Source organism: Stakelama pacifica (assembly GCF_004361835.1).
In the GTDB taxonomy this organism is placed as follows: domain Bacteria; phylum Pseudomonadota; class Alphaproteobacteria; order Sphingomonadales; family Sphingomonadaceae; genus Sphingomonas; species Sphingomonas pacifica.
In genome coordinates, this window is sequence record NZ_SNWD01000005.1 from 145339 (window position 1) to 158741 (window position 13403).

Sequence of the window (13403 nt, forward strand, 5' to 3'; positions counted from 1 at the left end):
AGCCATGAAAACCCGCGCAGCCGTGGCGTTCGAAGCCAAAAAACCGCTTGAGATCGTCGAACTTGACCTTGAAGGTCCCAAGGCCGGCGAAGTGCTGATCGAGATCATGGCGACCGGCATATGTCATACCGATGCCTATACGCTTGACGGGCTCGACAGCGAAGGGCTGTTCCCGAGCGTTTTGGGCCATGAAGGCGCAGGGATCGTGCGCGAGGTCGGACCGGGCGTCACCAGCGTGAACCCGGGCGACCATGTCATCCCGCTCTACACCCCCGAATGCCGCCAGTGTAAATCGTGCCTCAGCCAGAAGACCAATCTGTGCACCGCGATCCGCGCGACGCAGGGCAAGGGGCTGATGCCCGACGGAACGACGCGCTTTTCGTATAAAGGGCAGCCGATCTTCCATTATATGGGCTGCTCGACCTTCTCCAACTTCACCGTGCTGCCGGACATCGCGGTCGCAAAGATCCGCGACGACGCGCCGTTCCAGACGAGCTGCTATATCGGCTGCGGCGTGACCACCGGCGTGGGTGCAGTGGTGCATACCGCCAAGGTTGAACCGGGCAGCAATGTCGTCGTGTTCGGGCTGGGCGGGATCGGCCTAAACGTCATTCAGGGCGCGAAAATGGTCGGGGCGAACCGGATCATCGGCGTCGATCTCAACCCGGATCGCGAGGAATGGGGCCGTAAGTTCGGCATGACCCACTTCCTCAATTCGAAGGGGATGAGTCGCGAGGAAACGATCGCGAAGATCATCGAAATGACCGATGGCGGCGCCGATTACAGCTTCGATGCGACCGGCAATACCGAAGTCATGCGCACCGCACTGGAATGCGCGCATCGCGGCTGGGGCGAATCGATCGTCATCGGCGTTGCCGAAGCGGGCAAGGAAATCTCCACCCGGCCGTTCCAGCTCGTCACCGGGCGCGTATGGAAGGGCACCGCGTTCGGCGGCGCGCGCGGTCGTACCGATGTGCCGAAAATCGTCGACTGGTATATGGACGGCAAGATCGCGATCGACCCGATGATTACCCATGTGCTGAGCCTTGAGGAGATCAACAAGGGGTTCGACCTGATGCACAAGGGTGAGAGCATCCGCAGCGTCGTGATGTTCTGAACGCGAAGATCAGCCACAGGAGAGAATGAGATGCAACTGAACCATGTAATGGTCGGCACCGATGACATCGATGCCGCAAAAACCTTTTACACCAAGGTTCTGGGTGTTTTTGGTGAGGTGAAGGCGTTCGACAATGTCAGCGCCGCGGGCGCAAAGCGCGCGTTCTTCATGATGGATGGAACGACATTTGCCCTGACCCAGCCGATCAACGGCGAACCGGCGAGCGAAGGCAATGGCAGCACGATCGGCTTCAAATGCAACTCGCCACAGCAGGTGAAGGACTTCCACGACGCCGCGATCGCTGCTGGCGGGAAGTCGATCGAAGACCCGCCGGGCAAGCGCGAGACCAGCATGGGCGCGGCGCATCTGTGCTATTTCCTCGATCTCGACGGCCATAAAATCTGCGGCATCTATCGGGGCGAGTAAGCGGACATGGAGCAGGTCAGCAGCAACAAGGCGCATGGCGGCGAGCAAAACGTGTACCGCCACGCCTCCACCAGTACCGGCACCGATATGACCTTTTCGGTCTATGTGCCGCCGCATGAAGCGGGCGCGAAGCTGCCCGTGCTGTGGTATCTGTCGGGGCTGACCTGCACCCATGCCAATGTCACCGAAAAGGGTGAGTTTCGCGCCGCCTGTGCCGAAGCAGGGGTGATCTTCGTCGCGCCTGACACCAGCCCGCGCGGGCCGGATGTCCCCGATGAAGACCGCTATGATTTCGGCACCGGCGCTGGCTTCTATCTCGACGCGACCGAAGCGCCCTGGGCGCAGCACTACCGGATGCGCAGCTATGTCGAGGAAGAGCTGCCCGCGCTGATCGCCGCCGAATTTCCGATGGCGGATATCGCGCGGCAGGGTATTACCGGCCATTCGATGGGCGGGCATGGCGCGCTCACCATCGGGCTGCGCAATCCCGACCGGTTCCGCAGCATCTCCGCCTTCGCGCCGATCGTCGCACCTATGCAGGTGCCGTGGGGCGAAACGGCCTTCACCCGCTATCTGGGTGAGGACCGGGCGGCATGGCGAGCCTATGACGCCTGCGCGCTCATCGATGACGGGGCCAGCGCGCCCGAACTGCTGGTCGATCAGGGGCTGTCGGATAATTTTCTGGGGGACGGTCAGCTACGCCCCGAACTGCTCGAACAGGCATGCGAGCGCGCCGGGATCGACCTGACGCTACGGCGTCAGCCCGGCTATGATCACAGCTATTATTTCATCTCGACCTTCATGGCCGATCATATCGCCTGGCATGCCGAGCGGTTGAAATAAGCCTCACTCGTCGCCGAAGTTCAGGCCGCGCGTGACATTATAGTCGAGGATCGCCATCACGAAATAGGCGGTGGCCTGTTTCACCCGCCGCCAAGGGGTGGTGAACTGCTTATAATATTCGCGCGTGATTTCGGCGGAATCGGCGATCTCGGTCTCGACATAGGCGCGGACATGCGCGGCAAAGACCGGATCCTCGATGCGCAGCATCATTTCGAGGTTGAGGAACATCGAACGGACATCGAAATTGGCCGAGCCGATATAGATGGCATCGCCGATGACGAACAATTTGGTGTGCAGCTTCGTCGGCTGATATTCGTAGATTTTGACGCCCTTGCGCAAAAGGCCCGCATAAGTGAAGCGCGACGCCCAGATGGCGGCACCATGGTCGTTCTTCGACGGCAGGACGATTCGCACGCGCCCGCGCTTCCCCGCTTTGTCGAGCCGGCGCAGCATGGAGGGGCCGGGCGCGAAATAGCCGGCGATCATATCGATGCTGTCGGCGCGGTCGATCTCGCGCTTGATCGTTCGCGCCCAGGGGGAGAGGCGATGCGTCGGCCCGCCGAACAGCCAGCGCGTTTTGCCGCTCGCCTCGCTCCATGTGCCCAGCGTGCGCGATAATGCACGCAGCGGTGCCCGCTCGCGGCGGGTCCAGCGTTCCAGCGCATCATAATAGCCAGCCAGCCGGTCGGCGAGCGGCCCGTCGATCAGGAGCCCCAGATCGCGCCAGGCCTGATCCGCAACCGTACCGAAATAGCTGTCCTGAATATTGAACCCGCCGATGATCGCGCAGCTTTCATCGGCAATCGCCATCTTCTGATGGTTGCGCAGCAGATAGCGTCGCCCGAGCCGGGGGACGAAGCGGCTGACCTCGGCTCCGGCCGCGCGCAGCGGTTCGAAGAAATGATGGTCGTCGGCCTTGTCGCTGCCCAGCGCATCCACGATCAGCGACACCTCTACCCCGCGCCCGATCGCCGCGATCATCGCATCGCGCACCCGGGTGCCGACCGAATCGTCGACATAGATATAATAAAGGACACGCAGGCTGCGGCGCGCATTGGCGATCAGCGACAGCAGCGCATCAAGCCGCCGCGGTCCGGTGTCGAGCAGCGTCAGGCGATTGCCCTCCACGGTAAAGGTCGGCTGTTCGGGCGGTGCCTGCATAAGGCGGCTTGTCGCACCGGGCGCGCGGACGGGCAAGCCGCGTGCGCCCCAATTCTTGACTTTTCACCTTTCGGTTGATAGCCAACGACCTTTCCGCACACCGTCAAGTTTGAAGGAAGCGTTTCATGGCGCGCGTTACTGTCGAAGATTGCGTCGATAAGGTTCCCAACCGGTTCGACCTCGTCCTGTTCGCGGCGCAGCGCGCCCGTCAGATTTCGGGCGGTGCGGAGCTGACCGTCGATCGCGACCGCGATAAAAACCCGGTCGTCGCGCTGCGCGAGATCGCCGAGCAGACGGTGAAGCCGCGCGAGCTGGAAGAAGGCGCGATTCAATCGCTTCAGCGCGTTCAGATCGACGATGAGGAAGCGCCCGATGAAATCGGCTCGCTCTCGGCCTCGGCAGAGGCGCTGCGCCTGACCGCCGCCGCGCCGCCGCGCAACACCAATGCGGGCAGCGATTACGAAGGCTAAGCCCTTCCGCTCCGGCTGAGAGATTCGAAAAGCCCCGGCATGGTCCGGGGCTTTTTGCTATTTGCCGCTATTGCGCCATGCGCTTTTGGCCTCTTCATCCAGCATGGCGAAGCGCCGTTCAAAATCATCGGCAATGTCAGCGAGCGTAACCTCGCCCAGCCGCGCCACCAGCGCCGTTTCCGCTTCTTTCAGCGCGGCGCGCATCGACGCATTCACCGCCTGTTCGACCAGACAGTCGGGATTGGGGTCGGCCAGTCCGATCGAGAAGATGCGGGGTTCGCCCACCGCGCGATATACCTGCAACATGGTGACCTGATCCGGGTCAGCGGTGATCGTCCAGCCGCCGCCATGCCCCTTCACTGACTGCACCAGCCCGGCATCGCGCAGCCCCGCCATTGTTCGTCGCACCACCACTGCATTGCTGTCGAGCATCTCCGCCGCCGCCTGTGACGTGATCGGCCCGTCTGCGCGCGCCATATGGACGAGGATGTGCAGCATCCGCGACAAACGTGAATCCAGCTTCATTCCGTCCTTATCCAAATTCATGACACATTAAAGGTTGCAAGACGGGCCCCGCATGTTACGTAATATCATACGTTACATGAATCAGCCCAAATGAGGATCATACCCATGTACGATGCTATCGTCATCGGCGGCAGTTTCGCAGGTCAATCAGCGGCAATGCAGCTTGCCCGCGCACGGCAGCGCGTTTTGCTGATCGATGCCGGAGCGCCGCGCAATCGCTTTGCGCATGCCGCACACGGCTTTCTTGGTCAGGACGGGCGACAGCCCCATGCCATCATGAGCGATGCATCGCGCCAGCTTCTTGCGTATCCTACGGCCGAGATCATTCGCCGGAACGTCGCCAGCGTCAAAGGCAGATCGGGCGGTTTCGTCGCGATCACAGAGAATGGCTGTCGGTTTGAGGCACGCCGGATGGTCCTTGCCACCGGGGTTCGCGACGAACTGCCGCCGATTCCGGGCCTTGCCGAACGCTGGGGCGAAACCGTGCTTCATTGCCCCTATTGCCATGGCTATGAGGTGCGCGATCATAAACTCGGGGTCATCGCCAACCATCGTGCGTCGGCGCATCAGGCGGCGCTGATTCCCGACTGGGGCAGCGCGACCTATTTTACCCAGGGCGCGTACGAACCCGATGCCGAAGAAGCAGCGCTGCTTACCCGTCGCGGCGTTGCGATCGAACGCACGCCGGTGGTCGAGGTGCTGGGCAGCGCTCCGCAAGTCAGTGCGGTCCGGCTGGCCGATGGTCGCAGCATCGAACTGGCCGCGATTTTCACTGCGCCGGTTACCCGGCAAGCAAGCGATCTTGCCGATCAGCTCGGGTGCGCGATGGAAGACGGGCCGAGCGGCGCGTTCATTCGGGTCGATCCATGGGGAAAGACCTCGGTCATAGGGGTATTCGCCGCCGGCGATGCGGCAGCTGCGATGCACAATGGGACGCTCGCTTCCGCGTCCGGGGTGCTCGCCGGGGTCGCCGCACACCAGTCGCTGGTTACCGAAATCCGCTGATGCAGCGGGCGCGCTATTCCGAAGGCGGCTCGGCGCGCCCCTTGAACCCCTGCGCCACGACGAACCATTCGACCGAACCCTTGCGGCTTGACGGCGGCTTGGCGTGTTTGACCGTGGCGAAGGCGCGTTTCATCTGCGCGACCAGATCGGCATCGGCGCCGCCCGCAAATACCTTCGCGACGAAGGAGCCGCCGGGCTCCAGCACATCCTCGGCAAAGGCGAAGGCGGTTTCGATCAGCGCCATGGTGCGCAGTGCGTCGGTTTGCGGGTGCCCCACGGTGTTCGCTGCCATGTCGGACAGGATCAGGTCAGGGCGTCCGCCCAGCGCCTCGATCAGCGTATCGGGTGCTGCGTCGGACATGAAATCCATCTGAAAGATCGTCGCGCCCTCAATCGGATCGACGGGGAGCAGGTCGATACCGACAATCTCCGCCTTCGGTACCTTACGTCGCACGACCTGAGTCCAGCCGCCCGGCGCGATGCCCAGATCGACGACTCGCTTCGCGCCCTTTAACAGGCCGAATTTCTCATCCAGCTCGATCAGCTTATACGCCGCGCGGCTGCGATAGCCCTCCGCCTTGGCGCGCTTCACATACGGGTCGTTGAGCTGCCGCTCGAGCCAGCGAGTCGACTGGGCGGTGCGCCCGCGTGAGGTGCGAACGCGCGTATGGCCGCCTCTTCCGCCCCGGCTCAATGGTCGCGTCCGTTCATCAGGCGGCGCAATATCCCCTCGCGTATGCCGCGATCGGCAACGCCCAGCCGCTCGGCGGGCCACAGATCGAGAATCGTCTCGAGAATCGCGCAACCCGCTACGACGAGATCGGCGCGCTCCGGCCCGATACAGGGAACCGCGCAGCGCTCCGCAAGCGTCATCTGCGCGATCGCGCTGCTCACCCCGCGCATGTCGTCCGAGGGCACGATCAGCCCATCCACCTGATTTCGATCATAGCTCTCCAGCCCCAGATGCACGCTTGTCAGCGTTGTTACCGTGCCGCTGGTACCCAGCAGCCGATGGCCGTCCGGCAGGTCGGGCAGCCGCGCGGCAAAGGGTGCGAAGCTCTTCGTCACGGTTTCGCGCATATGGCGATATTGCCGGGCGGTATCGGTAATGCCGGCTTCGCGAGTCGCTTCGGTCAGCGACACCACGCCCCAGGGCGCGCTGTGCCAGTCGAGCACGCGCGGCACCGGCTCGGCCGCATCGATCAGCACCAGTTCGGTCGAGCCGCCGCCGATATCGAACACCACCGCCGGTCCTTCGCCGGGTTCGAGCAGGGCGTGGCAGCCGAGCACCGCGAGTCGCGCCTCTTCCTCCGCCGAAATGATATCGAGCAGAATCCCGGTCTCCCGATACACCCGGCGGATGAACGCGGGGCCGTTCGATGCGCGGCGGCACGCCTCGGTCGCGACCGAGCGGGCGAGCGTCACATTGCGCCGTTTCAACTTGTCCGCACATACGCGCAGCGCGGCGATGGTCCGCTCGATCGCTGCATCGCTCAGTCGACCGGACGAGGTCAGCCCTTCGCCCAGTCGCACGATTCGCGAAAAGGCATCGACCACGGTAAAGCCATTGCCCTGCGGCCGTGCGATCAGCAGCCGACAATTATTCGTTCCTAAATCCAGCGCGGCATAATGCCGTGCCTGCGGCCAGCGCGCGCGCGCTGGCGAAGTGGGCGCCTGTCGGCGTGGGCCCTTGCCCTGCCGGTGCGGCACCCGGGCGGGATAATTCCCCATGCCGTCACTCGCTTATTTTCTTCCGTCGCATCGCCCGCGCACGAATTGCGCCAGCAACGCCCGGTGCTTGGTAACAACGCTAACGCGAACGGCGTGGCACGGCAAGCGTCAGCATGTTTGCGACGATGAACGCGGGGATTCGCTCCGCGATGTCGAGGGACACCCACCAACCCCCTTGACCGTAGCAAAACCGGGCGTTAGAGCCGCCACCTCGTTGCCCCGTCGTCTAATGGCAAGTGTTGCGACGTTCCTTATATTTCAATGACTTAGCGTGCAAACTCTGTGCGACTTAGCGGTGAAGCCCGCCTTTTGTCGCACGGCTATCATGCTGCCTGTTTTTGGGATCGCCAACGCTAACTTCGTTAGATTCTGGCAAGCGGCATGCAGTTATCTGTACCCCGGCGAGCCATAGCCAGAGCCCACATCGTTTTCGCGACAATAATCGCCGCCCGGTGGCGTGCCTTCACGGAACTTGGCAGGATTGCCGCGACCGTCGCTTAAGCGCGGATAAAGGTCGGGATACCAGACGAATTGCCCCTGTTCGTCCGAGGAAAGAACGCCGCGCCCGTCTGGATAGCCGGGAGCGTATATCGTAACGCGGTCGCGCACCGTTCGATCGGTTCCGGGCGCCACATATATCTTTCGGCACACTATTTTGTGCGACGTATTGTTCCACTGATCGACGCTATCGCTGAACCAATAGGCCGACGCGTATCCGCTATCCGCCGCTGTATTGTCGAGGCAATATGCGTTCGATTCGTCGATTACGAGGTTACCGGTAATCGCACTTTGCGCAGCGAGAAAAAAACCCTGATAATTGGTGGTGAAGGTGGTCTTATGGGAATAGAAATTCCTGATCGGATAGCTGAGCTGAAAAAAGTCAGGATGCAGCGTAGCGTTTTCACCACGCAGTCCATTGCACCAGCAATTTTGCAGGTAGACGTCGGGATATAGACCTGCACCTCCGCCCGCAGAAAAAGCATCGGATGGGCGACGTATGAGATTGACCGCCACGCCCTCAATAAAGATGCTTTCGCTGATACCGGCCCACTGGATCGCCCGTGATCCGGTGCCGGGGTTGTAATCAATCCTCCCGCCGATCAGCCGAACATTGCGGCCTTTGGTGAGATTGAAGCCACTGACGCGCGGAATAGCTGGAGCAAGGAAAAGCAAATCGGTGGCCGTCGATGCACCGGCAGGGTCGCCTTGGTACCCGGCAGGAAGAATCGTCGTAATAGGGGCTGACAACGCTGGTGGCCTATACATCAGCCTGTTTCGGTAAGGCGCCCCACCTGTGCCGGGGAGGATGCCGATTGCCCGCAAGCCACTTTCAACCGTGGTAGCCTCGGCAATCGCTTCTAGGGCTTCCATCTCAGTAAGGCCGAGCGCTGCAATCGCGCGCTCACTTACGCCGGGGAGCAGGCCACGCGCACCAAAAAGGCCGTAAACGTCCACCGCTCATCCCTCCCAGATCGTCAGAGCGTCGCCCTCGGCGAGACCCGAAACGAACAGCTCGTTCGCGGGGCAATCACTGCCCGAAACACGATTGGGAAGATTGCCGAACAGCGGCACTCCTGTTTCTGCCCCGCTCGCGATGGTCAGCACGCAATCGCTGGGCGGCACAATCATCAGTGCGCGACGGGTGCCCCGGCTGTGAGGGGAAAGTATCGCCGAGGTGCCAGCGGCTTGGCCTGCCGTAAGAGCCGCGATCGATCGGTCGGCATAGTTCACCGCGACCGACGCCGTTGGCTCGATAGCGCCTTTGTCATTCACCTGCATTGCTGTTCCCCTTCATCGATCCCGCCGGACACACAATCTCCACGTCCTGCCGCATCATCGACCGGCAGATGCGCCCCCATGCGCGGCTGACCGTTTCGCCCCACACCTCGACCGCCGCGTCGTAGAGCGACGAGGCAGCATCATCGGTCACGATGCTCGCGGGCGGCGCAGGCTTCGGCGTGTTCGCCGCCTCAACGTCCTGCGCAGATACGCTGATATTCGGGGGAGGAAGTCGATCCGGCGCGCCGCAACCGGGCACAGCCAAGAGCAACAGCGGCAGGGCCAGGAGCCGCGCCCGCATCGGCATTGCGTATCGCATCGGTCAGATCGTCCTTCATGGTTTGGACTTCGGTTCGGTCGGCCTCACGCTCGGCGGCGGCCTGTTCCAGAACGCGCATCCGTTTCTCGGCATTGGCGAGTTGCGCGGCCGCTGCTTCCGCCTCGATACGGAACCCCGCCGCCTTTTCCTCGGCACCCTGCCACAGGCCATAGAGCGCCCCGATCGTCACGACGACGACGACGCCCGCAGTGATGGCAATGCGCACCTGCATTTCCAGCGCTGGCATGATCCAGACGCCCACGATCAGCAGCACCGCGAAGACAGCGCTGAGGCACGTCCACAGATCGTTCGGCAGGAGCGCCGAAAGGAGGGCGGACAGCATCAGCCGCACTCCGCCAGCGGCACATTGCCAAGCCGGGTGCGCGCCCACCCATAGGTGAAGGTTTGCAGCTTGGCGTTCACTTCCGACAGGCGCAGATATTCCACACCCTGTTGCGCATCCATCAGCTTCACCATGACGCGGCAGGCATCGGCCTTGCCGCGCTTCGCCGCCAGCGCATCCCATGCCGCGATCGTGGCCGGGCCGATCCGGCAATCGACCTTGATATTGCGATAGATGCGACCGCGATCGTTCAGCGCATTGAGCGCGCGCTGGAAGTAGCAGGACGGGCGATGCGGCCCGAAATTTACCACCTGATCGGCCGTTTCCTTCGCCAAAGCCGGGCTGCGCTCAACCAGCGGCAGCAACCCCGGCTTCTCCAGATAATTGGTCGAAAGGATTTTCAGCGCCCGGTCTTCCGGCAGTTCCTGCATCGGGCCGGTATAGCCGTCCGCCCTAGCGACCTTTTCGGTGACGCCGTTCTTTGTCTTGCCACCCGGATCGTTCGCATTGTCAACGAACCCGCCCTCAACCGCCACGATGGCCGACAAAATCAACGCCACCGCGCCGCCAACTCCGCCCGCGATCTTTTTCTTATTCGTCGCCATCGTCTTTCCCCTGTTTGACAAAGCGCAGCACGAAGGCGACCCCGCCGCACACCAGCGCGGCATGATCGAACCAGTGCGGCAAAAGCGACCGCGTCTCGGCGGGCAACATCCCCCAGATGCTCAGGACGTTTTCCGGCAGCTCTGCCAGCAGCAGGAACAGCGCCGCCAGCCCGCCGAACTGCACCGACCACCAGCGCCACGCCGTCCGCCAGTCGGCGACCAGACGCACGCGCAGCTTGCGAAGCACGCTCATGGGCGATCTCCCCGGTGCAGCGCTTCCAGCTGGGTGACACGCCGGTCGATCTGATCGATCCGCTGGCCGGTATTGTTGCTGGTGAGCGCAAGGCGTTCGTCCATCCGCGCCACCGTATCTTTCATGTCCGACAGTGTGGTGATGATCCAGAAGCAGACCCCGATAATCGCTGCGGTCATCAGCGCCGTGACGATTCCCCCCGCGACTTTCAGGATAGGCGGGATCTCCGCTTTCGATGGCGGGGGCGGACTATGCCGCATCATTTTCTCCAGAAACACGTCGCCCAGTTGTTCGGCGATCATGCGCACCTGCGCCGCATTCCCTGCGCTTTGGCTGGTGTCAGGCATGGTAGGTGGGCCTCCGTCTCATTGCCCTGCCTCAAGCAATTCTTTGGCGGCTCTCACTGATAGTTCGTCTTCACCGCTATCAAGGCGGATGCTAAGCGCGATCAACGCCATGTACCGGCGATGCGCTTCACTGTCCGTTCCCACTTGCGGGAACAGGTCATGCGGCGACATTCGGCATCTCCTTCCACGTTCCTGGGGTCCCAGCGGTCACGCATACCCAGCCCGGCGAACCCCCGGCGGAGGGTTCGCGATTCATTACTACAGCACCTTGCAAGTTTGCCCCCGCTGTGGGCGCGTTATTGGTGCGGCTGTAGCGGACGCCGCCATAGGTCAGTTGGCTATAGAAGCCGTTGTCCAGAATAGACGTGTAAGGTACGGACTCATCAGGAACGTAGACCCATGTCGCTGCATTAGCGAACGCGATGACGTATTTGGTGGTGCCGCTGCCGACAGTCGATGCCTGTTCGGAGAAGCCGCGAACCGTGTTGCGTTGTGCGTTACCAGCAAAGAATAGCGCCCGCGCATTTCCGCTTTTAACATCGAAGGTGCAGCCTATGAACTTTAAACCATCAATCTTGTTGCTTGACCCGTTGAAATACATCGCCGTCGCAACAGAACTTACTATCTTACAAGACTCAACAGCAAAACCGTTGACAATGAATGTATTATAGTTTTGTGCAAATATCCATGAATCAATAGAGCCGTCTACGGCGCAGCCCTCCAACATTATATCGTTTATGTTGTTGAAATAGTATCCCTTGCCGTAAGCGCTGCCAACCATGTCGAAGCACTTTGCATAGCATTGCTCCATTCGAAGCGTGGTTGATCCATTTTTGCTGTCAAAGTAAAACCCGTAATCAGCCGATGCGATAGACGACAGCTTGCGGAGAGTAGTGAGATAGGTATTTCCCATCGTTCCGCCCGTATAGTTAGGGAGCGTGAACCCGCGATAGGCGTAGAGCGTCGAGATGTGCGAGACTTCGGCATACGCAAGCTGGTTGGACGAACTGGCAAAAACGACTGCAAGGCGCGTGCTGGCGATTGAGGCCGCCGCAGCGGGCGAGAACTCGACCGAGAAACCCCCGCATCGGATATACGACGAAGCCATCTTGATAGCGGTGATGTCCGACTGCGGGAAAATGCGCGTTGCGAACTCGCCGTCACCTCGCAGCGCGACCTGCCCCGTGCCGCCTGCGGTTGTGTCGATTGTAGAGACTATCTTGTAACTTCCAGCAGGAATGCGCACTGCCATCCCGACCGAACTGTAGGACGAATATGCGATCGCAGCCTTGATCGCTGCGTTAATCGCAATATCCTCATTCGTAATAGCACCAGTGCCAACAGCCCCAAACCACTTGGCATTGATTTCGCCGTCAAAGACGCGCACCCAAGCGCCACTTGCGCCGGTCGTATCGCTGGACGGAGCTATACAAATCCCTTGGTCCGGATCGGCTGTGACGAGGGAGGACAAGTCGGCATACCGAAAAATAAAGGTGCCAAACCGGCCTGATGCTGCCGGGACTCCTTCCGTAAGAATTGCAGGGGCTGTCGTAGGAAGCGTGGAAAGTGCAGTTCGAGTGCCAGCAGGATTGGCTTTGCGGTCAAGGCTCTCTTGCACCGTCTCGCCATTACCCGCTCGGATACTATCCGCACCCTGCTTAACCCAAGCGCCAGTCCCACCACTATCGCTGGCGATGTAATTTTCATTATCCCAAAGGCCGGTATAGTCGCGATCGTTCCGATAATTGTAAACGGACGCCTTCTGTCCATCGGGCGCACACATCAACGGCCCATCGGTAACCGGCGCGGCCTTAAGTTGCTCCAGCGTCGCGGCGCTGTAGCCGTTCGGACCGCGCTCGCCTTTCCCGAACATCGACGCCGGCAGTATCTTCATGCCCCCCGTCACCGGATCAGGCGCAAGGACTTTACCGCCACCCGCGCGCTCGCTCGCCTTGGGCAGCGGCTCCGCAACCTCGCCATCGGGCAGCTTCAGCGCAACCGCGTTCAGCCGATCATGATCGGCCTGCCGCTCCTGCGCCGTCAGTGCGCTACGATCCAGCTCGCGCTCGATATCGGCGGAGGGCAGGGGCTGGCCCGGCGGTATCTTTGCCGGTTGCTTCAGTCCCGTCGAACGGACCACGCGGAACAGATCATTGGCGGGCCATGTCCCCGTCGCCGCAATCGTGGCGCTGGCGGTGCGCCCGTTACCCGCAATGACATAGTGCAGCCCGGCGCTCAGCACATTTGCCGTGCCCGTATCGGCGGCAATGTGCGTGACGATCAGGTCGGCGGGATCGAGAAAGGCAAAGCGGATAGCTTCGGGCGCTTTCGCCGCGCCCGGCTTATAGCTGAATTCCCGGATAAGGGTTTCGACCGCCAATGCCCACTCCCGACACACAATGCGGCATAGATCGCCGCAGGTGCCGGGTCGGAGTGGGAAGCTGGACCGGCGTTACGTGGTTCGAAATATCCCTGTCCG

Annotated in this window: 18 protein-coding genes; 5 read left to right on the forward strand and 13 right to left on the reverse strand. The window is 61.6% G+C overall.

The window, feature by feature from the left end; genetic code table 11:
* The first annotated feature begins 4 nt into the window (after positions 1-4).
* Genes EV664_RS09665 through fghA form a run of 3 tightly spaced genes read left to right on the forward strand, consistent with a single transcriptional unit; the run spans position 5 to position 2386 of the window.
* Positions 5-1117 carry an S-(hydroxymethyl)glutathione dehydrogenase/class III alcohol dehydrogenase gene (locus EV664_RS09665; RefSeq protein ID WP_133495491.1) on the forward strand — a complete coding sequence of 371 codons (1113 nt, stop codon included), beginning with the start codon at positions 5-7 and terminating at the stop codon, positions 1115-1117.
* 30 nt (positions 1118-1147) lie between these two features.
* Positions 1148-1543, forward strand: a complete 396-nt coding sequence (locus EV664_RS09670) for a VOC family protein (protein ID WP_229668191.1) — start codon at positions 1148-1150, stop codon at positions 1541-1543.
* Between the two features lie 6 nt (positions 1544-1549).
* The gene (gene fghA / locus EV664_RS09675; protein WP_133495492.1) at positions 1550-2386 is read left to right on the forward strand and encodes an S-formylglutathione hydrolase; all 837 of its coding nucleotides are present in this window, start codon (positions 1550-1552) and stop codon (positions 2384-2386) included.
* A gap of 3 nt (positions 2387-2389) precedes the next feature.
* Here fghA and EV664_RS09680 read toward each other — a convergent pair whose 3' ends face one another.
* A complete protein-coding gene (locus EV664_RS09680) occupies positions 2390-3547 on the reverse strand; it encodes a phospholipase D-like domain-containing protein (RefSeq protein WP_133495493.1) in 1158 nt (385 codons plus the stop codon).
* A 125-nt stretch (positions 3548-3672) separates the two neighbouring features.
* Here EV664_RS09680 and rpoZ point away from each other — a divergent pair, with 125 nt between their 5' ends.
* Positions 3673-4017 carry a DNA-directed RNA polymerase subunit omega gene (gene rpoZ, locus EV664_RS09685; RefSeq protein WP_133495494.1) on the forward strand — a complete coding sequence of 115 codons (345 nt, stop codon included), beginning with the start codon at positions 3673-3675 and terminating at the stop codon, positions 4015-4017.
* A 57-nt stretch (positions 4018-4074) separates the two neighbouring features.
* Here rpoZ and EV664_RS09690 read toward each other — a convergent pair whose 3' ends face one another.
* Entirely contained in the window at positions 4075-4542 is a 468-nt protein-coding gene (locus tag EV664_RS09690) for an RrF2 family transcriptional regulator (protein ID WP_133495495.1), read from the reverse strand.
* Positions 4543-4647: 105 nt separating this feature from the next.
* On the opposite strand from EV664_RS09690, the gene EV664_RS09695 reads away from it, so the two are divergent.
* A complete protein-coding gene (locus EV664_RS09695) occupies positions 4648-5547 on the forward strand; it encodes an NAD(P)/FAD-dependent oxidoreductase (protein ID WP_133495496.1) in 900 nt (299 codons plus the stop codon).
* Positions 5548-5560: 13 nt separating this feature from the next.
* Here the strand turns inward: EV664_RS09695 and EV664_RS09700 are convergent, their stop codons facing one another.
* The 11 genes from EV664_RS09700 to EV664_RS09740 form a co-directional block, all read right to left on the reverse strand.
* Positions 5561-6241, reverse strand: a complete 681-nt coding sequence (locus EV664_RS09700) for an RlmE family RNA methyltransferase (protein ID WP_133495497.1) — start codon at positions 6239-6241, stop codon at positions 5561-5563.
* Positions 6238-7278, reverse strand: coding sequence for a Ppx/GppA phosphatase family protein (locus tag EV664_RS09705; protein ID WP_188656395.1), 1041 nt, complete (start codon positions 7276-7278; stop codon positions 6238-6240). Before EV664_RS09705 ends, EV664_RS09700 begins: the two co-directional genes overlap by 4 nt.
* A 387-nt stretch (positions 7279-7665) precedes the next feature.
* Positions 7666-8733 (reverse strand): hypothetical protein, encoded by a 1068-nt coding sequence (locus EV664_RS09710; protein WP_133495498.1) that lies wholly within the window; start codon positions 8731-8733, stop codon positions 7666-7668.
* 3 nt (positions 8734-8736) lie between these two features.
* The gene (locus EV664_RS09715) at positions 8737-9057 is read right to left on the reverse strand and encodes a hypothetical protein (RefSeq protein ID WP_133495499.1); all 321 of its coding nucleotides are present in this window, start codon (positions 9055-9057) and stop codon (positions 8737-8739) included.
* Positions 9044-9208, reverse strand: coding sequence for a hypothetical protein (locus tag EV664_RS19205; RefSeq protein WP_162848811.1), 165 nt, complete (start codon positions 9206-9208; stop codon positions 9044-9046). The genes EV664_RS09715 and EV664_RS19205 overlap by 14 nt, the downstream gene beginning before the upstream one ends.
* A gap of 40 nt (positions 9209-9248) precedes the next feature.
* Positions 9249-9719: a hypothetical protein gene (locus tag EV664_RS09720; protein WP_133495500.1), complete on the reverse strand. Its 471-nt coding sequence runs from the start codon at positions 9717-9719 to the stop codon at positions 9249-9251.
* Complete coding sequence (locus tag EV664_RS09725; protein ID WP_162848812.1) at positions 9719-10324, reverse strand: glycosyl hydrolase 108 family protein; 606 nt, start codon at positions 10322-10324, stop codon at positions 9719-9721. Before EV664_RS09725 ends, EV664_RS09720 begins: the two co-directional genes overlap by 1 nt.
* On the reverse strand, positions 10311-10577 hold the full coding sequence (locus tag EV664_RS09730; RefSeq protein WP_133495502.1) for a DUF7940 domain-containing protein: 267 nt from the start codon (positions 10575-10577) through the stop codon (positions 10311-10313). The genes EV664_RS09725 and EV664_RS09730 overlap by 14 nt, the downstream gene beginning before the upstream one ends.
* A complete protein-coding gene (locus EV664_RS09735; RefSeq protein WP_133495503.1) occupies positions 10574-10924 on the reverse strand; it encodes a hypothetical protein in 351 nt (116 codons plus the stop codon). Before EV664_RS09735 ends, EV664_RS09730 begins: the two co-directional genes overlap by 4 nt.
* Before the next feature lie 18 nt (positions 10925-10942).
* On the reverse strand, positions 10943-11095 hold the full coding sequence (locus EV664_RS19210) for a hypothetical protein (protein ID WP_162848813.1): 153 nt from the start codon (positions 11093-11095) through the stop codon (positions 10943-10945).
* A complete protein-coding gene (locus tag EV664_RS09740) occupies positions 11082-13304 on the reverse strand; it encodes a hypothetical protein (RefSeq protein WP_133495504.1) in 2223 nt (740 codons plus the stop codon). The genes EV664_RS19210 and EV664_RS09740 overlap by 14 nt, the downstream gene beginning before the upstream one ends.
* Positions 13305-13403: the final 99 nt, after the last annotated feature.

Bases quoted from the DNA above. Each gene is read 5' to 3' on its own strand.
- EV664_RS09665 (WP_133495491.1), top strand. From the start codon at position 5: ATGAAAACCCGCGCAGCCGTGGCGTTCGAAGCCAAAAAACCGCTTGAG.
- EV664_RS09670 (WP_229668191.1), top strand. From the start codon at position 1,148: ATGCAACTGAACCATGTAATGGTCGGCACCGATGACATCGATGCCGCA.
- fghA (WP_133495492.1), top strand. From the start codon at position 1,550: ATGGAGCAGGTCAGCAGCAACAAGGCGCATGGCGGCGAGCAAAACGTG.
- EV664_RS09680 (WP_133495493.1), bottom strand. From the start codon at position 3,547: ATGCAGGCACCGCCCGAACAGCCGACCTTTACCGTGGAGGGCAATCGC.
- rpoZ (WP_133495494.1), top strand. From the start codon at position 3,673: ATGGCGCGCGTTACTGTCGAAGATTGCGTCGATAAGGTTCCCAACCGG.
- EV664_RS09690 (WP_133495495.1), bottom strand. From the start codon at position 4,542: ATGAAGCTGGATTCACGTTTGTCGCGGATGCTGCACATCCTCGTCCAT.
- EV664_RS09695 (WP_133495496.1), top strand. From the start codon at position 4,648: ATGTACGATGCTATCGTCATCGGCGGCAGTTTCGCAGGTCAATCAGCG.
- EV664_RS09705 (WP_188656395.1), bottom strand. From the start codon at position 7,278: ATGGGGAATTATCCCGCCCGGGTGCCGCACCGGCAGGGCAAGGGCCCA.
- EV664_RS09715 (WP_133495499.1), bottom strand. From the start codon at position 9,057: ATGCAGGTGAATGACAAAGGCGCTATCGAGCCAACGGCGTCGGTCGCG.
- EV664_RS09720 (WP_133495500.1), bottom strand. From the start codon at position 9,719: ATGCTGTCCGCCCTCCTTTCGGCGCTCCTGCCGAACGATCTGTGGACG.
- EV664_RS09725 (WP_162848812.1), bottom strand. From the start codon at position 10,324: ATGGCGACGAATAAGAAAAAGATCGCGGGCGGAGTTGGCGGCGCGGTG.
- EV664_RS09730 (WP_133495502.1), bottom strand. From the start codon at position 10,577: ATGAGCGTGCTTCGCAAGCTGCGCGTGCGTCTGGTCGCCGACTGGCGG.
- EV664_RS09735 (WP_133495503.1), bottom strand. From the start codon at position 10,924: ATGCCTGACACCAGCCAAAGCGCAGGGAATGCGGCGCAGGTGCGCATG.
- EV664_RS19210 (WP_162848813.1), bottom strand. From the start codon at position 11,095: ATGTCGCCGCATGACCTGTTCCCGCAAGTGGGAACGGACAGTGAAGCG.